This is a genomic window from Streptomyces sp. NPDC015532 (assembly GCF_043078065.1).
GTDB lineage: Bacteria > Actinomycetota > Actinomycetes > Streptomycetales > Streptomycetaceae > Streptomyces.
Map to the genome: position 1 here is coordinate 1 of NZ_JBIBSY010000030.1, position 23,233 is coordinate 23,233.

Consider the following 23,233-nt stretch of genomic DNA (forward strand, 5'->3'; position numbering starts at 1 on the left):
TACATCGATGCCCGTCGCCACCGACGCCCACGCCTCACCCAACGGCGACGGGCTGATGCACCGGCACGGCCCCGACCCACAACGCACCCGCACCGACCGACACCCGCACCCGCACCCGCACCCGCACCCGCACCCGCACCCGCCAGCACAGCGAACCCGCACCCGCGAACGCCGCCGCAGCGCCCCGTCCTGGCACAGTGACCCCATGCTGATCGCCCGCTCCGCTCTCCTCTTCGTCCTGGCCGCACTCCTGGAGATCGGCGGCGCCTGGCTCGTCTGGCAGGGCGTACGCGAACACCGCGGCGGCATCTGGATCGGCGCCGGGGTGATGGCCCTCGGCCTGTACGGCTTCGTCGCCACCCTCCAGCCGGACGCCGAGTTCGGCCGCGTCCTGGCCGCGTACGGCGGGGTCTTCGTGGCCGGCTCCCTCGCCTGGGGCGTGATCGCCGACGGCTACCGCCCCGACCGCTGGGACATCACCGGCACCCTGATCTGCCTGGCCGGAGCAGCGGTGATCATGTACGCCCCCCGAGGGGGCAACTGACCCCCGCCTATCCTGGCCGGAGACCGCAGACCCACAGACACCGCCAAGGAGCAGCCGTATGACCCCCGCCGCCGCGTCCCGTATCGCCGTCATCACCGGTGCAAGCAGCGGAATCGGCGCCGCGACGGCCCGGCAGCTCGCGGCCGAGGGCTACCGCGTCGTCGTCACGGCCCGCCGCAAGGACCGCATCGAGGCGCTGGCGGAGGAGATCACCGCGGCGGGCGGCCAGGCGACCGCGTACGCCCTGGACGTCACGGACCGCACCGCGGTCGACGAGTTCGCGTCGGCGTTCAAGACGATCGGCGTACTGGTCAACAACGCGGGCGGCGCGCTCGGCGCCGACCCGATCGCGACGGGCGACCCCGCCCAGTGGCGCCAGATGTACGAGACGAACGTCATCGGCACCCTGAACATCACCCAGGCCCTCCTCCCGGCGCTCACCGCCAGCGGCGACGGCACGGTCGTCGTCCTGTCCTCCACGGCGGGCCACGGCACGTACGAGGGCGGCGGCGGCTACGTGGCCGCCAAGCACGCCGAGCACGTGCTCGCGGAGACGCTGCGCCTGGAGATCGTCGGCACGCCGGTCCGGGTCATCGAGGTGGCCCCGGGCATGGTCAAGACCGAGGAGTTCGCCCTCACCCGCTTCGGCGGCGACACCGAGAAGGCGGCCAAGGTCTACGCGGGCGTCGCCCAGCCCCTCACCGCCGACGACGTCGCCGAGACCATCACGTGGGCCGTCACGCGCCCCAGCCACGTGAACATCGACCTGCTCGTCGTCCGCCCCCGCGCCCAGGCGTCGAACACGAAGGTCCACCGCGAACTGTGACCACGGACGAGTCACCGTCACCCCAGCCGCCGAAGCCACCGCCTCCGGCCGGCGAACAGGCGCGCCTGGCCCTGGAGAAGAAGCGCGAACGCTATGTCTGGTACTACCTGGCGTACTTCCTCTTCGGCATCCACATCGTGGCCTTCGTCATGATCTACGCGGTCCTGTCAACGAAGTGACTCACCACCCGACGGCAACACCCCACCTCAGCAGCCCGGCACATACCTCACACGGGTGAAGTCAGTCGATCACCCGCACGCCTTCCGAACGCCCGACCTAGGCTCGCGCCACACCATCAAACACGACGGCCCCCGGCCGGGACTGCCATCCCGGCCAGGGGCCTGACCAGCACGGAAGTGAGCCTTCCTGATGGCTGAACGCGAGCCTAACGCGGTCCCCTGCGCTCCGGACGAACCCCGCAGCGCGACAACAGAGTTCATGGATCTCGAAGTCCCCGACTACGCCTACATGTTCGGCTTCCTGCAAGCCGACGGGCACCTCTCCCAGGGGACAGGCCAGAAAGGGCGCATGACTGTCGAGCTCAGTGCTCGCGATGTCGGAATTCTGCACGAGTTCCAACGCCTGACCCCGTACCACAGCAACATCAGCGGACGCACCCGGTCGACCAACTTCGCCGCCAGCCACACGTCCGCGATCTGGACCCTGTGCGCCCTTGAGGCAAGGACGAAACTGAACGAACTCGGTCTGCCGTACGGCCCCAAGTCCAGGACCATCACGCCCCCTCGCGTCCCGTTCGCGCAACGCGACTATCTCCGAGGAGTGATCGACGCGGACGGCTCGGTGGGCTTCACGGCCAAGGGCTTTCCCTTCGTCTCCCTCACCACCGCCAGCGCCGCCATCGGCGCCTATATGTGCTTCTACGCGGGCAGGATCACCGGCGCAGAACGGTCCCTCAAGCGCAATGCCCGCGACGGCGTCTTCACCATCCTTTACACGAAGGAAGCAGCCCAGAAGCTGGGCGCCCATCTCTACTACCCGGGCTGCCTGTCACTGGACCGCAAGCGGACCGCCGTCGAGTCTCTCCCCACCTGGTCGCGCCCGGCCGACATGCGCGTAGCGCCGGACCGCCGTCGCTGGACGCCATCGGAGGACCGCTTGCTGCTGGCACTGAACAACGACGCCGCGGCGGCCAAGGAACTCGGCAGGACCGAGAAGAGCTGCTACGTCCGGCTCTGGCGTCTACGGACGGGCAAGACCCCGTTGCCCGCCGACGCCTGACCGAACGAACGGCGAGGCCCCGGTCCGGGGCCTCGCCGGCATCAGCCCTTCACACAGATGAACTGCTTCAGCTTCGCCACGACCTCCACGAGGTCGCGCTGCTGCTCCATCACCTGCTCGATCGGCTTGTACGCACCCGGGATCTCATCCACGACGCCGGAGTCCTTGCGGCACTCCACACCCCGCGTCTGCTCCTCCAGGTCCTTCGTCGTGAACCGGCGCTTCGCGGCATTCCGGCTCATGCGCCGACCCGCCCCATGCGAAGCAGAGTTGAAGGCCTTCTCGTTCCCGAGCCCCTTCACGATGTACGAACTGGTGCCCATCGAGCCCGGGATGATCCCGTACTCACCGGAGCCTGCACGAATGGCACCCTTGCGCGTGACGAGCAGGTCCATCCCCTCGTACCGCTCCTCCGAAACGTAGTTGTGGTGGCAGGAGATCTCCGTGTCGAAGGTCGGCTTCGCCTTCTTGAACTCCCTGCGGATCACGTCCTTGAGAAGCGCCATCATGAGCGTGCGGTTGTACTTGGCGTACTCCTGGGCCCAGTAGAGGTCGCTCCGGTAGGCCGCCATCTGGGGCGTGTCGGAGACGAAGACAGCGAGGTCCCGGTCGATGAGTCCCTGGTTGTGCGGGAGCTTCTGCGCGACACCGATGTGATGCTCGGCGAGTTCCTTGCCGATGTTCCGCGAGCCGGAGTGCAGCATCAGCCAGACCGAACCTGACTCATCAAGACAGGTTTCGATCATATGATTTCCTGATCCAAGCGTCGCCATCTGCTTCACAGCCCGCTCCTGACGGAACTTCACCGCGTCCGCCACCCCGTCGAACCGCCCCCAGAAGTCGTCCCATCCGGCGGTGGCCAGGCCGTGGAAGCCGTCCGGGGTGACCGGGGAGTCGTGCATCCCCCGCCCCACCGGAATCGCCTGCTCGATCTTCGAGCGGAGCCGCGAGAGGTCGCCCGGCAGATCGTTGGCGGTGAGGGAGGTCTTGACCGCGGACATTCCGCAGCCGATGTCGACACCCACCGCCGCCGGGCACACCGCGTCCTTCATCGCGATCACGGAGCCGACCGTCGCGCCCTTGCCGTAGTGAACGTCCGGCATGACGGCGAGGCCCTTGATCCAGGGAAGAGTCGCCACGTTCTGAAGCTGGCGGAGCGCGACGTCCTCGACCGAGGCGGGGTCGGCCCACATGCGGATGGGTACCTGCGCCCCCGGCATCTCTACGTACGACATATCGTCCTCTATCCCCAGAAAAACAGCAGAAGTCTTAAATCGCAAAACCGGCGCCTAGGTCGACGTATAGGACAACGGACCGGCGTCCACGGCTGTGCGTGCGATACACATTGTCTCCAGGGGTCGCCCCCGTGCGGCAACCGAATAACCACAGGACACCCGGGCCGAAGCGCCGTCGGGAACCGTCGAGAGGAGCCTGACCGTGCAGCGGAAGGCGTATGTATCTGGCGCCGCCGTGCTCCTCGCGGCAGTGCTGGCGGGCTGCACGGGCGGTTCGGGCGTGGGGAGTTCGGCCACGGACTCCAAGGGCGGCGACACGGGCACGACGGCCCCGGTGGCCCAGCCCGGCAAGTACCGCACCCTCCCGGAGGCGTGCGGCGCGGCCGATCACGACACGCTCGACGCGCTGCTGCCCGGCATCCAGGAGGCGTCCGACGAGACGCAGCAGGAGAAGGCGTACGAGGGCGAGGCCACGCTCACGTACGACACGGACCGGCGCGACGGCTGCGACTGGAAGGTGGCCTCCGCCGCCGCCACCGATCACCTCTTCGTCGACTTCGAGCGCGTGGTCTCGTACGACAACACGGTGAGCGACGAGAGCAAGGCCGGCGAGCTCTACATCGCCAGGCAGACGGCGGCCGACCTCCCGGAGCCCGCCGCTTCCGCGTCCGGCGACGCCACTCCGAGCCCGAGCGGCAGCGCCGTCGGCCCGGCCGGCGGCGGCAACGCCGGGGACGGCAGCGACGCCTCAGGCGCCCCGTCCTCCCCCTCCGCCTCGCAGCCCCCGGCCGATCTCCAGCCGCGCGTCCTGGACGACCTCGGCGACGAGGCGTTCCTCGACGACAAGCTGAGCACCGGTTCGTCGACGGCCCAGCAGCGCACGGTGACTGTGGTGTTCCGCACGTCCAACGTGATCGTGACGATCGAATACTCGGAGCAGCCGACGGCTTCCGCGAATGCCCCCGACAGCAAGGAAATGCAGGACAGGGCGCAGAAACTGGCCCAGGAGCTGGCCTCCCGGCTCAACGGCTAGGGGCCGCGCGGCTCCTGGGGGCACCCCGGCGCAAACCCCCCGAACGGGAACCGCCCTGGTGCCCCACCGCGTACCGTGGCCCCTCGGACCCGAGCGGTCGCACGCCCCATGTGCGGCCGTACCACGAGCGCCACGAGTGAAGGAACCATGCACCGACCAGTACAGCGAGCAGGCCGAGCACAGCGACTCACCCGCATCCTTGTCAGCGCGGCCGCCGTCCCGGTGATACTCGTCGTCGCGGGCTGTTCCTCGGACTCCGGCTCCGGTGACGACGCGCAGAAGGACGAGAGCGCGGCTCCGGGAGCGACGGTGTCCGAGAGCCCCTCGACCCCTGCCGTCCAGCCCGCCGCGTACTCGACACTGCCCAACGCCTGCTCGGTGCTGTCGAAGAAGACGCTGGACGAACTCATACCGAAGGGCTCCAAGTCGGGCAAGTCCGGCAAGCTGGACGAACCCAAGCAGCGCGGCAACTGCAACTGGACCAGCCTCGACAACAACGGGGTGAAGGGTTCTCAGTTCCGCTGGCTGAACGTGGCACTGCTGCGTTTCGACTCGGACGCCCGCGGCTCGGGCGACGACCAGGCCCACGCGTACTTCCAGAAGCAGGTCGCGGCCGCCCAGACGGTGACGGGAGCGCTGGACGGCAAGTCCGCCCCGGTCGCCGGTACGGGCGACGAGGCGACGGCCGTGCGGTACGGCCTGAAGAAGAAGGAAGGCTCCTTCAAGCAGCAGACGATCGTGGCGCGCGTCGAGAACGTGGTCGTGACGCTCGACTACAACGGCGCCGGACTCGCGGGTGAGAAGAGCCCGGACTCCGCCGCTCTGCTGAAGGCGGCCGAGAAGGCCACGAAGGAGGCGGTGGCCTCGGTGGCCGCCGCGAACGGGGACGGCGCCGCGGCGGGCACGGGCGCTCCGGATCCGGGCTCCTCGTCGAAGGCCCCGTCCTCCTCGAAGTCGCCGTCGGCCTCACCGTCCAAGAGCGCAGCCGGGGCCGCGTCCAGGACCGGCTCCAAGAGTGCCTCGCCGTCGCGGTCGGCGGCGAAGAAGAGCTGACCCGGCCAGGACCGGATCCGGCGCCCTGTCCTGGGCCGGATCCGGGGCGACGCCCACGGCCCGATCCGGGCCTCCGGCGGGCCAGTCAGGGGGGTCCGGTTCTCTCGGGAACCGGACTCCGTCCATACCGCGCATCCGTACGCCACACACATGTGCCACTCTGTTGCGCGCAACAACACGCAAGGGAGGGGACTACAGGTGGCCGCGCCCATACAGCTGACACGGATGCACAAGATTCTCATCGGCGTGGTCGTCGCGGGTGCGCTCGTCATCGCCGGAATCGGCTTCGCCGGTTCGTACGCGGCGGTCCGTGAGCTGGCGTTCCAGAAGGGGTTCGGGAACTTCAGTTACGTCTTCCCGATCGGCATCGACGCGGGAATCGGCGTCCTGCTCGCCCTCGACCTGCTGCTGACCTGGATCCGCATCCCGTTCCCGATGCTGCGCCAGACGGCGTGGCTGCTGACGATGGCGACGATCGCGTTCAACGGCGCGGCGGCCTGGCCGGACCCGCTGGGTGTCGGCATGCACGCCGTCATCCCGGTCCTGTTCGTGGTCTCGGTCGAGGCGGCCCGCCACGCGATCGGCCGCATAGCCGACATCACGGCCGACAAGCACATGGAGGGCGTGCGCCTCACGCGCTGGCTGCTCTCCCCCATCCCGACGTTCCTGCTGTGGCGCCGGATGAAGCTGTGGGAGCTGCGCTCCTACGAGCAGGTCATCAAGCTGGAGCAGGACCGGCTGGTCTACCAGGCCCGCCTGCACTCCCGCTTCGGCCGCGCCTGGCGCCGCAAGGCCCCCGTCGAGTCGCTGATGCCGCTGCGTCTGGCCCGCTACGGCGTGCCCCTCGCGGAGACGGCCCCGGCGGGTCTCGCCGCGGCCGGCATAGAGCCCGCGCTGCTGCCTCCGGCGCCCGCGCCCGCCCTGGCTCCGGCCGACGCGTCCGCGAGCAGTCGCACCCCCGATCTCACGGCGGCCCTTCAGCCCCAGCCCATCGAGCAGCGCCCCGCTCCCGAGGTCGGCGAACGCCCCGAGTCGCCGGACCACGCCGAGCCACAGAATCCGTGGCTCCAGGCGCGGAACCCCCAGTCCATCGAGTACCAGGGCGACTACGACCCGGACGCGGCGTACCGGGAGTGGTACGCGGAGCAGCAGCAGGCCGAGCAGTTCCAGGAGCAGCAGCAGTTCCAGGAACAACAGCAGTTCCGGTCCGCCCAGCAGTTCCAGGAACAGCAGCAGTTCGAGGAGCAGCGGTGGTTCGGGCAGCAGTACGAGGAGCCGTCGGCCCCTGAACCCGAGCCCGCCCCGCAGCCCTCTCCGGAGGACACCGGCACCTTCCCGATCCCTTCCGGCCCGGGCCGTACCCGTGGGCTGGGTTCGGGCGGCAGCACGGAGCCGACCGAGGAGGACTACTACATGGTCTTCAAGAAGTCGATAGACGGCAGCTACCCGACCTCGGGCCAGTTCAGAGGTGACGTGGAAGCGACGTACCGCGTCACGCTCCCGCAGCGTGAGGCCGACCGCATGGTCCACCGCTTCACCAACCGCCACACGGCGGAGCTCCAGGAGGACCACATCGCGTGAGCACGTCGGCGCACGCGCGGGTGGGTGTGAGCGTCTGAGCCGTACGAGGAAGGGGCGCCCGGTGAGAACCGGGCGCCCCTTCCTCGTACGGCTGTGCCGTGTGCGGTTACGCGCTGAGCAGCTTGCGCACCCGGTCCTGTCCCACGGCCAGCAGCAGTGTGGGCAGACGCGGCCCGGTGTCGCGGCCGACGAGCAGGTGGTAGAGCCGGGCGAAGAAGGTGCGCTGGGCGACCTTGATCTCGGCGGGGAGTTCCTTGGCGGTGGCGTCGGCGGGGAAGCCCGCCTGGACCTTGGGAACGCCGTAGACGAGGTGGGTCAGGCCGTCCAGGGACCAGTTCGCCTCCAGTCCTTCGAGGAGCAGGCGCAGCGACTCGCGGCCCTGGTCGTCGAGGGACGTCAGGAGCTCGGCGTCGGGCTCGTCGCGGACGACGGTGCGCTCCTCGGCGGGGACCTGCGTGTTGATCCAGGTCTCGGCCCTGTCGAGCCGGGGCCGGACCTCGTCCAGGGACGCGAGCGGGTTCTCGGGGTCGAGCTCGCTCAGGATGCGCAGGGTCTGGTCCTCGGCGCCGGCGGTGATGTCGGCGACGGAGGCGAGGGTGCGGTACGCCATCGGGCGGGGGGTCCTGGGCAGGTCCCCGGCGGCGGTGCCGACGGCACGGCTGTACGCGGCGGCGTCGGCCGGGAGGACCGATCCGTCGGCGACCTTGCCGGCGAGCTTGTCCCACTCGTCGTAGAGCCGCTGGATCTCCTGGTCGAAGGCGATCTTGAACGACTGGTTGGGGCGACGGCGGGCGTACAGCCAGCGCAGGAGCTGCGGCTCCATGATCTGGAGCGCGTCGGCCGGGGTGGGGACCCCGCCCTTGCTGCTGGACATCTTGGCCATGCCGGAGATGCCGACGAAGGCGTACATCGGGCCGATGGGCTGCTTGCCGCCGAAGATCCCGACGATCTGGCCGCCGACCTGGAAGGAGGATCCCGGGGAGGAGTGGTCGACGCCGCTCGGCTCGAAGATCACGCCTTCGTAGGCCCAGCGCATGGGCCAGTCGACCTTCCAGACCAGCTTGCCGCGGTTGAACTCGCTGAGCAGGACGGTCTCGGCGAAGCCGCAGGCGGAGCAGGTGTACGACAGCTCGGTCGTCGTGTCGTCGTAGGCCGTGACGGTGGTCAGGTCCTTGTCGCACTGCCCGCAGTAGGGCTTGTACGGGTAGTACCCGGAGGCGGAGCTGCCGTCGTCCTCGGCGGCGGCGCCCGAGCCCTCGGCGGCTTCGAGTTCGGCCTCGTCGACCGGCTTCTGGCCCTGCTGCTTCTTGGCGGGGGCCTTCTTGGTGCGGTACTGGTCGAGGATCGCGTCGATGTCGCCGCGGTGCTTCATGGCGAACAGGACCTGCTCGCGGTAGGTGCCCGCGGTGTACTGCTCCGTCTGGCTGATCCCGTCGTACTCGACGCCGAGTTCGGCCAGCGCCCCGGTCATGGCGGCCTTGAAGTGCTCGGCCCAGTTCGGGTACGCGGAGCCGACCGGGGCCGGGACGGAGGTCAGCGGCTTGCCGATGTGCTCGGCCCACGACTCGTCGACGCCCGCGACGCCCGCCGGGACCTTGCGGTAGCGGTCGTAGTCGTCCCAGGAGATCAGGTGGCTCACGGTGTGCCCGCGGCGGCGGATCTCGTCGGCGACGAGGTGCGGGGTCATGACCTCGCGGAGGTTGCCGAGGTGGATCGGGCCGGACGGGGAGAGCCCGGACGCGACGACGACAGGTTTGCCCGGGGCCCGACGCTCCGACTCCTCGATGACCTCATCCGCGAAACGGGAGACCCAGTCGGTGGTCTCGGTGCTCTGAGCCACGATGCGCACGTCCTTCTTTCTCATACGCCGGTACAGCTGACGCGACCATTCTCCCAGCTCGGCCCTCAACCGCGAAAACGGCTTTTCACCGCGTGGGATACTGGCTTTCCTGTACTCAGCTTGTACTTGCTTGTACTTGTCTTGTACGCGCACACTCCGGAACCCGAGCAGAACGGCAGCCACTCCATGGCCTCGGTCACGTCCCTCACCGCTTCCGTCCATCAGCGCCTCGCGGACGCCCTCTCGGCAGCTCTGCCGGAGGCCGGCTCCGCGGACCCGCTGCTGCGCCGAAGCGACCGGGCCGATTTCCAGGCCAACGGGATCCTGGCCCTCGCCAAGAAGGCGAAGGCGAACCCGCGCGAGCTGGCGACGCAGGTCGTGGCCCGGGTCGAGTCGGGTGACGTGATCAAGGACATCGAGGTCTCCGGACCCGGCTTCCTCAACATCACGATCACCGACCGGGCGATCGTCGCGAACCTGGCGGACCGGTACGCGGACGGCGAGCGCCTCGGGGTGCCCCTCGCGAAGAACCCGGGCACGACGGTGATCGACTACGCGCAGCCGAACGTGGCCAAGGAGATGCACGTCGGTCACCTGCGGTCCGCGGTGATCGGTGACGCGGTGGTGCAGATCCTGGAGTTCACCGGCGAGTCCGTCGTGCGCCGGCACCACATCGGCGACTGGGGCACGCAGTTCGGCATGCTCATCCAGTACCTGATCGAGCACCCGCACGAGCTGGACCACAAGGGCGGCGAGGTCTCCGGCGAGGAGGCCATGTCGAACCTGAACCGGCTCTACAAGGCGGCGCGGACCGTCTTCGACTCCGACGAGGAGTTCAAGACGCGGGCGCGGCGCCGGGTGGTGGACCTCCAGGCGGGCGAGCCCGAGACGCTGGCCATGTGGCAGAAGTTCGTGGACGAGTCGAAGATCTACTTCTACTCGGTCTTCGACAAGCTGGACATGGAGATCCGGGACCCGGACGTCGTCGGCGAGTCCGGTTACAACGACATGCTGGACGAGACGTGCCGCCTCCTGGAGGAGTCGGGCGTGGCGGTCCGCTCGGACGGCGCGCTGTGCGTGTTCTTCGACGACGTGAAGGGCCCGGACGGCAACCCGGTGCCGCTGATCGTGAAGAAGTCGGACGGTGGCTACGGCTACGCGGCGACCGACCTGTCCGCGATCCGTGACCGGGTCGTCAACCTGAAGGCCGACAGCCTGATCTACGTGGTGGACGCCCGGCAGTCCCTGCACTTCAAGATGGTCTTCGAGACCGCGCGCAGGGCCGGCTGGCTGAACGACGGCGTCAAGGCCCACCAGCTCGCCTTCGGCACGGTGCTGGGCAAGGACGGCAAGCCGTTCAAGACCCGTGAGGGCGAGACGGTCCGGCTGGTCGACCTGCTGGACGAGGCGATCGACCGGGCGACGGCCGTGGTGCGGGAGAAGGCCGAGAAGGTGGGCCTGAGCGAGCCGGAGATCGAGGAGAACGGCCGGTACGTCGGCATCGGCGCCGTGAAGTACGCGGACCTGTCGACCTCCGCCGTGCGGGACTACAAGTTCGACCTGGACCAGATGGTCTCGCTGAACGGTGACACGTCCGTGTACCTCCAGTACGCGTACGCCCGTATCCGGTCGATCTTCGGCAAGGCCGGCGAGCGGGCGCCGCTGGCGCACCCGGAGCTCGAACTGGCCCCGGCGGAGCGGGCGCTCGGTCTGCACCTGGACCGGTTCGGCGAGACGCTGGACGAGGTCGCCGCCGAGTACGCGCCGCACAAGCTGGCGGCGTACCTGTACCAACTGGCCTCGCTGTACACGACGTTCTACGACCAGTGCCCGGTCATCAAGCCGGCGCCGGCCCAGGAGGTCGCGGAGAACCGCTTGTTCCTCTGCGACCTGACGGCCCGCACGCTCCACCAGGGCATGGCCCTGCTGGGCATCAGGACGCCCGAGCGCCTCTGACCACGTGCTCGTGAACGCGGCCCACGCCTCGCCCCAGGTGTGGGCCGCGTTCGTGTGCGCGCCCGGGTACCGCGCCCCGGGCGTTGTCGTACCGCGCCCCGGGCGTTGTCAGTGGCGGCCCCTAAAGTCACCGGCATGGCGACCCTTCCCAACCCGCTGCCGCGGCTGACGGCAGACCCGAGCGGGCGCGCGCTCGGACTCGAACTCCCGCCCGGGAGACTGATCGACGCGACGATCGACGGCCCGTGGCACGAGCCCCTGTTGTGGCACGCCGAGGACCGGGCGGTTCCCGGCGGCTGGGCGGCCCTGTCCGCCGCCCGGACCTCGGGTCTGCTGCCGGTGCTGCTGGACGTGGGCGGCCCGCACGACGGCCCGGGGGCTTGGGAGTTGATGCCCGAGGAGATGTCGTACCCCGGGGATCACGACGCCGACGAGGTGCTGGCCGACTTCTGGGAGCAGTACGCGGCGGACGAACTCGGCGGTGACAAGGAGTACGCGAGCAGAGAGGTCGTGGAGAGCCTCTTCGGCAAGCCGGACCCCTACGACGTGACCGTCGCCCCGTACGGCCCCGTATGGCCGGGCCTGGCGGCCGCCACCCCGCCGGACACGGACCCGGACACCCGCGCGGCGGAGATCGCCGAGGCCCTCGCGGACCCCGGCTCATGGCTGAAGGAAGCGCGGCTCGCCCTCGTCCCGGCGCGCCGCAGTGCGGACATCCCGGCGGCGCTCGGCTGGGCGGGACCGCTGAACCACGAGAACGACGTGGCGCGTCTGTGCGCCGTGCTCCGTTCCTGGGAGGACCGCTTCGGGATACGCGTGGTGGCCCTGACCTTCGACCAGTTGGTGCTCTCCGTGGCGGCCCCGCCGACGACCGTGGCGGAGGCCGAGGCGGTCGCGGCCGAGCACTTCGCCTTCTGCCCGGACAACATCACCCAGGGCCACCACACGACGCTGCGCGAGTACGCCGAGCGGGAGGTGCTGAACGAGCGGGTGTGGTCCTTCTGGTGGGACTGAGCCGCTCGCCCGGCCGCCGGAAAATTCCTCGGCCCGGAACGGGAACTCGAAAGCGGGCCGGCCAGCGGCCGGCCGGCCGGGACGCGGTCCGGGCGGCCCCCTCCACCTCCGCGGCCCCGTCCACGTCCCCGAGCGACGCGACCCCGTCCACGTCCCCCGGCTCCGTCTCCCGCCTCACCGTCCCCGTCTACCGCCTCGGCAACCCCGACCCCGTCCGCTACTTCCCCGGCCCCGAGCCCGTCCGCTCCTTCCGCAGCCCCGTCCCCAGCCTCCGCAGCCCCTCGGTGATCTCGTCCGGTGTCTGGGTGACGAAGCACAGGCGCAGGGTCGACGTCTCCGGAGTGCCCGCGTAGAAGGGGGCGCCGGGGACGTAGGCCACGCCCTGGTCCACCACCGGGCGGAGCAGGGCCGTGGTGTCGTAGCGCTCGGGCAGGCGGGCCCAGAGGAACATGCCGCCTTCCGGGCGGGTCCAGGTGGACCCGCCCGGGAGGGCGGCGGCGATTCCCGCGAGCATGGCGTCACGCCGTTCGCGGTAGACGGCCGCGACCTGGGCCACGTGGGAGTCCAGGTCGCGGTCGGCCAGATAGCGGGCCGCGGCGAGCTGGTTGACGGTCGGGGTGTGCAGATCGGCGGCCTGCTTGGCGACGGCGCACGCGCGCCGCAGCGCCGCGGGCGCCCGCAGCCAGCCCAGCCGCATGCCGGGCGCCATCACCTTGGAGAACGAGCCGAGGAGCACCGTCCGGTCCCCGGCACCGTCGAGGGAGGCGATCCACGGGAGCCGCTCGCCCTCGAAGCGCAGTTCTCCGTACGGGTCGTCCTCGACGATCCACAGGCCGTGCGCGGCGGCGGCGCGGGCGACGGCGGCCCGCCGGTCGGCCGGCAGGCTGCGTCCGGTCGGGTTCTGGAAGGTGGGCACGGTGTAGAGCAGCTTCGGGCGCTCGCGGGCCACCAGTTCACCGAGGGCGTCGGGGTCGATGCCCTCGTCGTCCCCCGGCACGGCCAGCACGCGTGCCCCCGCGAAGGCGAACGCCTGAAGTGCCGCCAGATAGCAGGGGCTTTCGACCAGGACGGTGTCCCCGGGTTCGAGCAGGGCGGTGGCGAGCAGCGACAGGGCCTGCTGCGATCCGGTGGTGACGAGGATGTCGTCAGGCCCGGTGGGCAGTCCGCGCGCGCTCGTGCGGTCGGCGAGGGCCGTCCGCAGCGACGGTTCGCCCTCGGTCGTCGAGTACTGGAGGGCCCGTTCGGGTTCCTCGGCGAGAACGTCCCGGAACGCGGCGGCGATGCCTTCCGTGTCGAACAGTTCGGGGGCGGGCAGCCCGCCCGCGAAGTTGATCACCTCGGGGCGGGCGGTGACCGCGAGGATGTCCCGTACCGGCGAACCGCCGATCGCGGTGGCTCGCGCGGCGAGCGGGGGCACGGGTGCGGTCGTGGCGGCGGGTTCGGTGACGGTCACGGTGACGGCTCCTTGTCCTTGGGCACGGCGTCCTCGGGGACGGCGCCTCGGCGGCGGCGTCCTCGCGGGCGGCCCCGTCGTGCCGGGGCCGCCCCTGACCGACCCTAGACAGGTACGTGGCCTCTACACCCGCCGGTTCCGCGATGCGGACGGATCACAACTCGCCTACGGCGCCTAGGGTTTGACGCCGGTGGCGACGTACACGTTGATGTCCGCGTCCGTGACGTCGCTGATGTCGAGGTAGCGGACCTTGTCGACGACGTCGAGCGTGGCGAGGAAGGCGGGTTCGGCGGTCTCGGGGGCCGGGGTGCCGCCGTCGGGGTGCCAGTGGTGGGCGGGGACGACACCGGGCTCGTCCAGGACCAGGCCGTTCTCGGTGAAGAAGCGCTCGACCTCGGCCTTCGAGCGCAGGACGAAGGTGAATCCCCGCTCGGTGAACGTCCGTTGGACCGCGCGGATGTCCTCCGCGTTCAGGTCCTCGGTGAGGTGGCTCAGGACGAGCCGGCTGCCGGACGGCAGCGCGTCGACGAGCCCGCGCACGATGGGGTAGGCCTCCGCGTCCTCGATGAAGTGCAGGATGGCGACCAGGACCAGGGCGACGGGCTGCTCGAAGTCGAGCGTCTCGGCGGCCTGTTCGAGGATCTGCTTGGGCTCCTTGAAGTCCGCGTCGATGTAGTCCGTACGGCCCTCGGGTCCGCTGGTGAGCAGGGCGCGGGCGTGGGCCAGGACCACCGGGTCGTTGTCGACGTACACGACCCGCGCGTCCGGGGTGATCCGCTGGGCGATCTGGTGGACGTTCTCCTGCGTGGGCAGTCCGGTGCCGATGTCCAGGAACTGCCGGATGCCGTTCTCCGCGGCGAGCGTGGTCACGGCGCGGCGCAGGAAGTCGCGGTTGTGCCGGACGTCGAGGTAGCCGCGCGGGTTCGCGGCGAGCGCGGCGGCGGCCGCGTTCCGGTCGACGGGGTAGTTGTCCTTGCCGCCGAGGAGGACGTCGTAGACCCGGGCGGGGTGCGCCTTGCTGGTGTCGATCCTCCTTCTCAGCTCGGCGGGGTCCTGGCTGAGGGCGTCACCTGACATGGGGATCTCCCTGGAGAGTCGCGTCGTCCAACGGCCAACAACCTAACTCCTGAAGGGACTTGATCGCGCCCCGATCACTCGGAGGAAGCCGATACCCACTCGCTGCCGCCCAGCGGATGGTCGTACGCGGGCCGGCCCGTGTTCCCGCTCGTGCGGAACGGCTTCCCGTGGTCGTCGACGCGCACCGTGCCGCTCTTCGTCCCGCTGGACCAGTCGAGTTCCAGGTACCAGCTCACGTCGTGCGCCCGTGCGTCCGCGAACACGTAGAAGACCTCGGGGTCGGACTCGCTGACCTTGTACGGGAAGTCCCGCTGTCCGCCCTTGAGCGCGGTCACGGGCTGCCCCGCGTCGAGGTCCACGGTGAACGACTTCGTCTCGACACCTCCGCCACAGCCCACGCCCATCACGTAGTCGTTCCAAGCGAGTGGAACGTCCTTGCGCACCACCCGCACGTGCAGTGCTTCCACGACGACGGTCGCTCTGCCCGTGCCCTGCACCGTCAGGGCGAGCATCTGTTCCCCGCTCGCGACCCCGCCGAGCGCGGTGACCCAGCCGCGCGCGTCCGACTCGTTCGGCGGCGGCGGCGGAACCTGCGGGGCGTCCCGGTTCACCAGATAGTGCTGGCTGCACGGGGAGTCCCACTTGTACGCGTCGGCGACGACGGCCGGTGCGCCCGCGCCATCCTCGGCCGCGCCGCCCCCGGCCGCGCTGTCCGGCGGGACGGATCCGCCGATCGACGAGACGGACGCCTTGGGACTGCCACCCTGCGAGGCGGACGCCGAGGCCGATCCCCGGTGCGCCTCGGGCGTCGAACGGGCGCCCTGCGCGCCTCGGGTCCCCGCGGTCCGCGGCACGCCGAGGGCGACGGCCTCTCCCTTGGAGTCGTCGCCACCTCCGTCCGACCCGAAGTGAACGGCCAGTGTGGCGGACACGATCGCGGTCAGTGCGACGGTGACGGCACCGGCGAGCAGCAGAGCCCGCCGGCTCCGTTTCGCCGGCTCCCGCGCCGACACCGGAACCCGCTCCGGCTCCGTCCCGGGCACGGACACCGAAGCCGAAGCCGGGTCCGGGTCCGGGTCCGGAGCCACGGTCTCCCGACTCACGCGTGACACCGAACCCGTCGCGCTCCCGGCCGCCGCCCCGCCACCCGGGGCGGAGCCGGTCCCCTCGTCCGTACCCGTCCCGGCGCCGTCCCCGTCGCCTCCCGGGACCGCGACCGGCGCCGCCGCCGATCCCGGCTGGGGCCCCGCGCCCGGGGTTTTCTGCCTCCGCAGCGCGTCCGCGAGGACCCAGCTCCGGTGCAGCTCGATCAGCTCCTCCGGAGTTGCCCGGCACATACGCGCGAGGCGCTCCACGGGCGCGTAGTCCGTCGGTACGGCATCCCCGTTGACGTACCGGTGCACCGTGGACGTACTCATGTGCAGCCGTTTGGCGAGCGTCCCGTAACTGAGCCCGGACCTCGCCTTCAGCTCCCGCAGCAGTCCCGCGAACTCGTCCCCCGCCACCGTTTCCTCCATCCCCCGCGTCCCGGACCGTGTTCCAGGGCGACACTGTTTTCCCAGCTCAGACCCTGCGCGAACGTTCCGGCGTCCCGAATGCCCCGGCGATGGTGGCCGCCGGGACGGAACACCGCACACGCTTCGGTCATCCAAGCACGCCGCTCCCGCCGACCGGTCGAGCGGCAGACCCACCAGCGACACCCCAGGGGGATCACCATGTCCGCACGCACCGCCCGTACCGCCCGTACCCGCTTCCTCGCCGCCACGGCGGTCGCACTCGCCGCGCTGACTCTGACGGCGTGCGACGACGGCGACGGCGTACGCAGCGCGGGCCCGTCCGGCACGTCCGCTTCCCCGGCGCGGCCGAGCGGACCGGCGGCAGACGCGAGTTCGACGGCGAAGCCCGCAGGCACCGGCACCGCGAGCCCGACGGGCGGCACGGGCGGCTCGAAGAGCACGTCCACGGCCGCCGGCTCCACTCAGGGCTCCGGCAAGAAGAACGGCACCGGCTCCACGACCGGCTCCACCGGTCAGACCGGCACCAGGAACGTCGCCTGCGACGGCTCCACGACGAAGACCACCGCGACCGTGGTGTCCCGTCCGCTCAACCACCTGCTGCTCACCGTCACCAACACCGGCACGAGGAACTGCGACCTGACCGGCTATCCGATCGCCCGGTTCGCCGAGGCCCAGGCCGTCCCGCCGGTCGCGGAGGAGACACACCCGCAGGCGGTCGTGACCCTCGCCCCCGGCGAGTCCGGCTACGCTGGCGTGCTGCTGTCGGCCGCCGACGGCAGCGGGGGCAACGGCTACACCGCCAAGACTCTGGAGATCGGCTTCGACAGGGGCCGCAGCGCCACTCCGGCCCTCCCCGCGAAGGGCGTCTACATCGACGACAAGCTCACGGTGACGTACTGGCAGCAGGACCTGGACGACGCGCTCGCGTACTGAGCGGGCGCGGCCCCGGCCGCGTTCGCGCGGAACCGCCCCTCCCCGCCCCGCGGGGAGGCTAGCGGAGCTTCAGCGCGGCCTCGGTCGCCCAGTACGTGAGGATGTTCTGGGCGCCGGCACGCTTGATGCCGGTCAGGGTCTCCATGATCGCCTTGTCCCGGTCGATCCAGCCCTTCTCGGCGGCGGCCTCGACCATCGAGTACTCGCCGGAGATCTGGTAGGCGGCGACCGGCACGTCCACCGCGTCGGCGACCCGGGCGAGGATGTCGAGGTAGGGGCCCGCGGGCTTCACCATCACCATGTCGGCGCCCTCCTCCAGGTCCAGCGCCAACTCCCGCAGCGACTCCCGCGCGTTGGCCGGGTCCTGCTGGTACGTCTTGCGGTCGCCCTTGAGCGAGGAGCCGACGGCCTCCCGGAAGGGGCCGAAGAAGGCGGAGGAGTACTTGACGGTGTAGGCCAGGATGGCCACGTCCTCGCGGCCGATCTGGTCGAGGGCGTCACGGATGACGCCGATCTGCCCGTCCATCATCCCGCTGGGGCCCACGATGTGGGCGCCCGCGTCGGCCTGCACCTGGGCCATCTCGGCGTACCGCTCCAGGGTCGCGTCGTTGTCGACCCGGCCCTGGTCGTCGAGCACACCGCAGTGCCCGTGGTCGGTGGTCTCGTCCAGGCACAGGTCGGACATCACGAGCAGCTCGTCGCCGACCTCGGCGCGCACATCGCGCAGCGCGACCTGGAGGATCCCGTCCGGGTCGGTGCCGGGCGTCCCGACGGCGTCCTTCTTCGCCTCGTCGGGAACGCCGAACAGCATGATCCCGGAGACCCCGGCCTCCAGCGCCTCGACAGCCGCCTTCTTCAGGCTGTCCCGCGTGTGCTGCACGACCCCGGGCATCGACGCGATCGGCACCGGCTCGCTCACACCCTCGCGGACGAACGCGGGGAGGATGAAGTCGGCCGGGTGCAGCCGGGTCTCGGCGACCATCCGGCGCATGACGGGCGTGGTGCGCAGCCGCCGGGGACGCGTACCGGGGAAGGATCCGTACTTCGTCATGACATCTACGCTACGCCCGTCCCAGGGGCACCTTTACCGACTCCGCGTCGGAGCCCGAGGGGCTCTGGGGCGGGGAGGCGGACGGACGTTCGGAGCCCGTCAGTCGTGGCTCCAGGGCCGCGGCAGGCAGATGTCCCAGGCGAATCGCCGAAGCCGCGCCTGCTCGATGTGGACGGCCGTGTCCCCGTAGCTCTTGTTGAGATGACGCCCCAGGACCACGACGGCGACGCTCCCGGCGCCGGCTGCTCTGAGCGCGGCGGCCGCAGACTGTGCATGGTTTCCGGTGACCCAGGTGTCGTCGATCAGCAACACGTTCTCACCCCACAGCGCTGACGAGGTATAACGCGCAAGCGATACCTCGCGGCCCAGATCAGCTGCCTTCGGTGCCGGTACGAGAAGGTCGCGGTAGCGCTCGCGCGTGACACCGACCATGTCTGCGGCCATGGCACGCAGGGGATGATCCGCTCGGTCGCTCGTGCTGGGCACTGTCGTAACGGTGTCGAAGCCAAGGACCCTGCATTGATGGGCGATACAGCGTTCGTGCCGGGCGAGGAAGCGCCACAGAACAGCCGCGAGTCCTGTATTGAAGTATCGCTGCTGGACGCCTGGAGCATTTTTGTAGCGCCAGAGTTCGTTGGCGTACTGCTCCCCTTTCAAGGCCAAACTGATCGGGACCACGGTGTCGGCGACGCCTGCCCCGAGCACCGTGCCCGCCTGGTGACACCACCAGCAGGTCGGAAATCCGAATCTGGCCGGGCCCCGGCAGATCTGGCACACGCCTGGGCCCGGCGGCAGCGGGTGAATGAGGAAGTTGGCATAACGGTCCGACAGTCCGACGACGGTCGCCATCCCGGCAGCGCCCCTATGTCCAGGTCAGCTCGCCCGTGACCGGGACGAGGGAGTCCAGTCGACGGAATACGTCCCCGGGCCCGTCGATGACGGTGGTATTTGGCCGTGCCGCGTACTCCCTCGCCCATTCGTGTGTCATGAGGGAGCGCATGAGGAAGACCCGTCGGCCGTGTTCCAGCGCGAGGCGGGCCTGCATTCGGGCGCCACTGCGGTAGGCCGCCTCGATGACGACGGTGGCCAGGCTGTAGCCGCTCATCACCGCGTTTCGCATGGGGAAGGACGTCTTGGACGGGAGCGTGTCCGGCCAGAACTGGGAGATCAGCAGTCCACGCTCGGCGATCTCCTGCTGAAGGCGTGCGTTCTGCGCGGGGTAGGCGTGACGCAGGCCGGTGCCGATGACGGCGACGGTACGCCCGTCCACGGCGAGCGCGGACCCGTGGGCGGCTGTGTCGATTCCGGCGGCAAGCCCACTCACCACGGTGACGCCACGCTCGGCAAGGCCACCCGCGATCGCACGAGCGTGGGCGACACCCTCGGGGCTGGGGGTCCGGGTTCCGACCACGGCGACCCGCATGTCCTCCTCAGCAGAGTTACCGCGCATGAACAGGAACGGCGGACGCTGGTGGACCAGTCTGAGATAGAGCGGGTAGTCCTCGTCGAGGATCGTGACCAACCGCATGCCCTCGCGCTCCCAGGCGGCGATCTCGGCTGCGACTTCGTCGAGATCCGCCGGGGGACCTGTGTCGAAGAGCGCGCCCTGCCCCGAGGCGTCCAGCGCGTTCTCCAGGACTTCGAGGGCGCTGCCGACGGTCTCGATCTGATCCGTGAGGTCAGGCCACGGGCGATCGCCGCGCCGCAGCAGGGCGACAAGGGCGGCGCGCTCCAGCTCCTGGTCCATGCGCCAAGTATAGGAAGGGGGAACCAGCCGGGCGGCTGAACATGAGCGGTCTCTTCGGGACAGGACAATCCCCTGGCGGCCGGTCGCAACACGATGTCCGGGCTTCATCACAGAGCCATTTCCTCTCGGGAAACTTAAACGAGGGCCGGTACGTCCACCGGAGCCACAGGAGCTTCGCCGGGTCGGGCGGTGCGGCAGTCACGGCACCACGCTCCCCGGAACGGTGCTCTGAAGCCTCTGTCGCAGCCCCCTTCGCAGGTCGCCATGGCGGGTGGAGGGGGCAGCGGCCGACTCGGGAACGGCCCGCCCTCACCGACCCCCGGAGGCGACGGCAGCGCCGGTGGGAGCAGATCCAGCAGGCGGTTGCGGAGGAGGCCGGCCGGGTGCCGCACATGAAGGGGAAGATCCTCGGTCAGGGCGTGGATCACCGACGCTCTGCCGAGACCGTTCTCGAACCAGGCGACGACCAGGGGAGTCAGCCGCCGTACCTCCCGCCCGGACAGCGTCAACCGGATGTCGGTCCGACGCAGCCCGGCGAGCAGCGCCTCCGCCTTGTCGTGGCGCTCGTCGCGGGACGGCTTCGGGGGCTCGGCGGTCTCGGCCTCGGTAGCCGATGCGCCGACGTGTACGGCGTCGGGTGCCATGGCCGGCTCGGGCACGGCGTCGCAGGTCAAGCCGCCGGAGGCGGGGAGGTCCGGGGCCGGGAGGTACGGGGCCGCTCGCTTCGGGGGCGGGGCAGCCTTCATCGGCGGGGCTACCGGGGCGGCGGCCGTTTCCGGTTCTCCCTCCCGCCGGGCCCGGGTGAGCGCGGGGGCGTGGAAGGCGTACGTACGCGTGACCATCTGCCCGGAGGGGAGCCGTTCCCGGACCCGCTCGACGTAACCGCGCGCCTCCAACTCCCGCAGCGTGCAGGCGATCCGGGCCCGCCCCTCGGGGAACCACTCGGCGAGGCTGCGGATGTCCACCCGCGCGCCCTCGGGCAGCGACAGGATGTGCACGGCGATCCCGACCGCGGTCGCGGAGAGCCCTCGGTGCTGGGCGAGGTGGTTGCCGACGATCGTGTACCGGTCGGGCTGGTACTCACGTACGTGCGTGACACCGGAGTGAGTGGCGTTGCGCCGTACTCCCTGCTTCGGGAGCAGCGCATCGATAAGCTTGGTCACAGCCATGGGGAAGGGGCTTGTCTTCCTCTTTGGTCAGGCCCCCGCATTGGGATTGCCGTCCCGGCGGGGGCCGAAGCATGTGTGGGCATGTGGAGTTGTGGGTGGTGCCTGCGGTGAGCGTGCAGGTCCGGACCGCCCGCGCGCCACCCGTACCGGCCTGTTTCACCCGCTCGTGTGACATGAGCCGGGTTTGGTTGGTTGGTTGGTTTTTCCCCCGGGTTCTTTGGTCTTTTACCGCCCGCCGCGCCGAAGCACCCGCCACCGAAGTACTCCTCGCCGGGCTCCGGTTCGGGCGTCACCAGCGAGGTCCGAGATCGAGTTCCGCCCACACCGTCTTGCACGGCACCGGCCCCGACCGCACACCCCAGCGGTCCGCGAACTCCGCCACGATCAGCAGCCCGTAGCCGGACTCGGCGCACCCCCCGGCGCCGTCCCGCACCCGGGTGGGCCACCGTTCACCCCGGGCGTCGGCGACCTCCACGCGCAGTGTCCGGGGAGCGAGGACGGACAGGGTGAGACGGAAACTCCGGCCGGGGACGCGGCCGTGCAGGACGGCGTTCGAGGCGAGTTCGGCGACGACGAGCCTGGCCGGGTCCAAGGGAAGTCCCCAGTCGTGCAGTTGCTCCGCCGCGAGCAGCCGGGCGAGCCGCGCACCGCGCCGGGTGGCGGAGAGCGGCACCGAGAAATGGTGGAGCGGAGAGTGCGCGGTTCGCTGATTCACGTGACTCAGCGTGTTCTCCCGTACGTAATCTGTGAAGGACGGCAGCCCGTGCGGACGATGTCTGTCCGGGTGGCGTCCGGTTCTGTCCGGGCTGTACGGGGTGACCGGGGAGCGCGTGCCGGAGTTGGGCAGGAAAGCGCGTGGCGGGAGGGTGGCGGGCGTGAGCGATGGGGACGCGGGGCTGGACGGCGACGAAGAGGCCGGGGCCGTGATGAGGACCGTCCAGCGTCAGCTGAAGCTCTGGCGGGAGTCGGCCGGCCTCACCCAGGCCGAGTTCGGCGCGGCCATCGGGTACGGGGAGGAGCAGGTCTCCTCCGTGGAACGGGGGCGGCGCATCCCCCGCCCCGAGTATCTGGACCGCGCGGACGAGATCCTGTCGGCGGGCGGCCGACTCGCGGCACTGAAGGAGGACTTGGCGGAGGTCCGGTACCCGAAGAAGGTACGGGACCTGAAGAGGCTGGAGGCGGATGCGATCGAGCTCTGCGCCTACAACAACTCGGTGATTCATGGGTTGTTGCAGACCGTGGAGTACGCGACATCGGTCTTCGGCGCGCGCCGACCGCCTTTCAGCGCGGACGAGTTGGAGCAGAGGCTGGCGGCCCGAGTGTCCCGTCAGAAGATCGTCGACGGCACCGTGGCCCGGCCGTTCTTCAGTTTCGTCCAGTGCGAGTCGACTCTCCGACGGCCCATCGGAGGTGGCCAGGTCATGCGGCGCCAGCTCGAAAGCCTGCTGGAGATCGCCGAGTTCCGGAACGTCGACCTCCAGGTGCTTCCGCTGAGCCGTGAGGTGAACTCAGGCCTGGCCGGCTCTTTCAGACTGCTCAGGCTCAAGGACGGCGGCACTGTCGGGCACGTCGAAGTGCAGCACATCAGCCGTGTGATCACCGATCCGAAAGAGGTCCAGCTGCTCGACATGCGCTATGGGACCATCCGGGCACAAGCTCTCGACCCGCGAGAGTCAACAGCTTTCATCGAGAGAGTGCTTGGAGAGACATGCCCCTGAAGCCAGGCAGCGAAGCGAGCATCGCACCGGAGTGGACAAGGAGCAGCTACAGCACGGACGAGGGCCCCGACTGCGTAGAGATGGCCGTCGTCGCGGGCCGCATCCTCGTCCGGGACTCCAAGAACCCCGACGGCCCCCGCCTCACCCTCGTCCCGACCACCTGGGCGGCCTTCCTGCCGTCCGTCTGACCGGTCGTACGACGAAGCACGCCCCGCCGTCTCCCGGAGGAGGCGGCGGGGCGTGTTTG

The 23,233-nt window shown here is 70.3% G+C and carries 22 protein-coding genes; 12 read left to right on the forward strand and 10 right to left on the reverse strand.

Features of this window, described 5'->3' with window-relative positions; all coding sequences use genetic code 11:
• Nucleotides 1–205: 205 nt before the first annotated feature.
• From ACF07B_RS42365 to ACF07B_RS42380, 4 genes are all read left to right on the forward strand, one after another.
• Nucleotides 206–544 carry a YnfA family protein gene (locus ACF07B_RS42365; protein ID WP_369486645.1) on the forward strand — a complete coding sequence of 113 codons (339 nt, stop codon included), beginning with the start codon at nucleotides 206–208 and terminating at the stop codon, nucleotides 542–544.
• Between the two features lie 58 nt (nucleotides 545–602).
• Nucleotides 603–1,370 carry an SDR family NAD(P)-dependent oxidoreductase gene (locus tag ACF07B_RS42370; protein ID WP_369486640.1) on the forward strand — a complete coding sequence of 256 codons (768 nt, stop codon included), beginning with the start codon at nucleotides 603–605 and terminating at the stop codon, nucleotides 1,368–1,370.
• Complete coding sequence (locus ACF07B_RS42375) at nucleotides 1,367–1,549, forward strand: hypothetical protein (protein ID WP_328449608.1); 183 nt, start codon at nucleotides 1,367–1,369, stop codon at nucleotides 1,547–1,549. Before ACF07B_RS42370 ends, ACF07B_RS42375 begins: the two co-directional genes overlap by 4 nt.
• A gap of 259 nt (nucleotides 1,550–1,808) precedes the next feature.
• A complete protein-coding gene (locus ACF07B_RS42380; protein WP_392182867.1) occupies nucleotides 1,809–2,609 on the forward strand; it encodes a hypothetical protein in 801 nt (266 codons plus the stop codon).
• Between the two features lie 41 nt (nucleotides 2,610–2,650).
• On the opposite strand, the gene ACF07B_RS42385 is transcribed toward ACF07B_RS42380, so the two are convergent.
• Nucleotides 2,651–3,844: an RtcB family protein gene (locus tag ACF07B_RS42385; RefSeq protein WP_369486642.1), complete on the reverse strand. Its 1,194-nt coding sequence runs from the start codon at nucleotides 3,842–3,844 to the stop codon at nucleotides 2,651–2,653.
• 202 nt (nucleotides 3,845–4,046) lie between these two features.
• Between ACF07B_RS42385 and ACF07B_RS42390 the strand changes: the two genes are divergently transcribed.
• From ACF07B_RS42390 to ACF07B_RS42400, 3 genes are all read left to right on the forward strand, one after another.
• Nucleotides 4,047–4,877 carry a DUF3558 domain-containing protein gene (locus tag ACF07B_RS42390; protein WP_369486643.1) on the forward strand — a complete coding sequence of 277 codons (831 nt, stop codon included), beginning with the start codon at nucleotides 4,047–4,049 and terminating at the stop codon, nucleotides 4,875–4,877.
• Nucleotides 4,878–5,024: 147 nt separating this feature from the next.
• Entirely contained in the window at nucleotides 5,025–5,930 is a 906-nt protein-coding gene (locus ACF07B_RS42395; RefSeq protein ID WP_392182868.1) for a DUF3558 domain-containing protein, read from the forward strand.
• A 225-nt stretch (nucleotides 5,931–6,155) separates the two neighbouring features.
• A complete protein-coding gene (locus ACF07B_RS42400; protein ID WP_392182869.1) occupies nucleotides 6,156–7,511 on the forward strand; it encodes a DUF2637 domain-containing protein in 1,356 nt (451 codons plus the stop codon).
• Nucleotides 7,512–7,617: 106 nt separating this feature from the next.
• Here ACF07B_RS42400 and lysS read toward each other — a convergent pair whose 3' ends face one another.
• A complete protein-coding gene (gene lysS, locus ACF07B_RS42405) occupies nucleotides 7,618–9,360 on the reverse strand; it encodes a lysine--tRNA ligase (protein ID WP_392182870.1) in 1,743 nt (580 codons plus the stop codon).
• Between the two features lie 177 nt (nucleotides 9,361–9,537).
• Here lysS and argS point away from each other — a divergent pair, with 177 nt between their 5' ends.
• Nucleotides 9,538–11,307, forward strand: a complete 1,770-nt coding sequence (argS, locus tag ACF07B_RS42410; RefSeq protein ID WP_392182888.1) for an arginine--tRNA ligase — start codon at nucleotides 9,538–9,540, stop codon at nucleotides 11,305–11,307.
• 135 nt (nucleotides 11,308–11,442) lie between these two features.
• Nucleotides 11,443–12,321 (forward strand): DUF4253 domain-containing protein, encoded by an 879-nt coding sequence (locus ACF07B_RS42415; protein WP_392182871.1) that lies wholly within the window; start codon nucleotides 11,443–11,445, stop codon nucleotides 12,319–12,321.
• Between the two features lie 217 nt (nucleotides 12,322–12,538).
• On the opposite strand, the gene ACF07B_RS42420 is transcribed toward ACF07B_RS42415, so the two are convergent.
• From ACF07B_RS42420 to ACF07B_RS42430, 3 genes are all read right to left on the reverse strand, one after another.
• The gene (locus ACF07B_RS42420) at nucleotides 12,539–13,774 is read right to left on the reverse strand and encodes a PLP-dependent aminotransferase family protein (protein WP_392182872.1); all 1,236 of its coding nucleotides are present in this window, start codon (nucleotides 13,772–13,774) and stop codon (nucleotides 12,539–12,541) included.
• Nucleotides 13,775–13,948: 174 nt separating this feature from the next.
• Nucleotides 13,949–14,851 (reverse strand): SAM-dependent methyltransferase, encoded by a 903-nt coding sequence (locus ACF07B_RS42425; protein ID WP_392182873.1) that lies wholly within the window; start codon nucleotides 14,849–14,851, stop codon nucleotides 13,949–13,951.
• A 74-nt stretch (nucleotides 14,852–14,925) separates the two neighbouring features.
• A complete protein-coding gene (locus ACF07B_RS42430; RefSeq protein WP_392182874.1) occupies nucleotides 14,926–16,368 on the reverse strand; it encodes a helix-turn-helix domain-containing protein in 1,443 nt (480 codons plus the stop codon).
• A 198-nt stretch (nucleotides 16,369–16,566) separates the two neighbouring features.
• On the opposite strand from ACF07B_RS42430, the gene ACF07B_RS42435 reads away from it, so the two are divergent.
• Nucleotides 16,567–17,301: a DUF4232 domain-containing protein gene (locus ACF07B_RS42435; RefSeq protein WP_392182875.1), complete on the forward strand. Its 735-nt coding sequence runs from the start codon at nucleotides 16,567–16,569 to the stop codon at nucleotides 17,299–17,301.
• A gap of 58 nt (nucleotides 17,302–17,359) precedes the next feature.
• Here ACF07B_RS42435 and hemB read toward each other — a convergent pair whose 3' ends face one another.
• The 5 genes from hemB to ACF07B_RS42460 form a co-directional block, all read right to left on the reverse strand.
• Nucleotides 17,360–18,352, reverse strand: a complete 993-nt coding sequence (gene hemB / locus ACF07B_RS42440) for a porphobilinogen synthase (protein WP_392182876.1) — start codon at nucleotides 18,350–18,352, stop codon at nucleotides 17,360–17,362.
• Between the two features lie 99 nt (nucleotides 18,353–18,451).
• Entirely contained in the window at nucleotides 18,452–19,201 is a 750-nt protein-coding gene (locus ACF07B_RS42445; protein ID WP_392182877.1) for a hypothetical protein, read from the reverse strand.
• Between the two features lie 13 nt (nucleotides 19,202–19,214).
• Nucleotides 19,215–20,099: a DNA-processing protein DprA gene (gene dprA / locus ACF07B_RS42450; RefSeq protein WP_392182878.1), complete on the reverse strand. Its 885-nt coding sequence runs from the start codon at nucleotides 20,097–20,099 to the stop codon at nucleotides 19,215–19,217.
• A gap of 134 nt (nucleotides 20,100–20,233) precedes the next feature.
• A complete protein-coding gene (locus ACF07B_RS42455; RefSeq protein ID WP_392182879.1) occupies nucleotides 20,234–21,268 on the reverse strand; it encodes a helix-turn-helix domain-containing protein in 1,035 nt (344 codons plus the stop codon).
• A gap of 289 nt (nucleotides 21,269–21,557) precedes the next feature.
• Nucleotides 21,558–21,992, reverse strand: coding sequence for an ATP-binding protein (locus ACF07B_RS42460; protein WP_392182889.1), 435 nt, complete (start codon nucleotides 21,990–21,992; stop codon nucleotides 21,558–21,560).
• Nucleotides 21,993–22,194: 202 nt separating this feature from the next.
• On the opposite strand from ACF07B_RS42460, the gene ACF07B_RS42465 reads away from it, so the two are divergent.
• Both ACF07B_RS42465 and ACF07B_RS42470 read left to right on the forward strand, forming a co-directional pair.
• A complete protein-coding gene (locus tag ACF07B_RS42465) occupies nucleotides 22,195–22,986 on the forward strand; it encodes a helix-turn-helix transcriptional regulator (protein ID WP_392182890.1) in 792 nt (263 codons plus the stop codon).
• Complete coding sequence (locus tag ACF07B_RS42470; RefSeq protein WP_392182880.1) at nucleotides 22,977–23,174, forward strand: DUF397 domain-containing protein; 198 nt, start codon at nucleotides 22,977–22,979, stop codon at nucleotides 23,172–23,174. The genes ACF07B_RS42465 and ACF07B_RS42470 overlap by 10 nt, the downstream gene beginning before the upstream one ends.
• The last annotated feature ends 59 nt before the right edge of the window (nucleotides 23,175–23,233 follow it).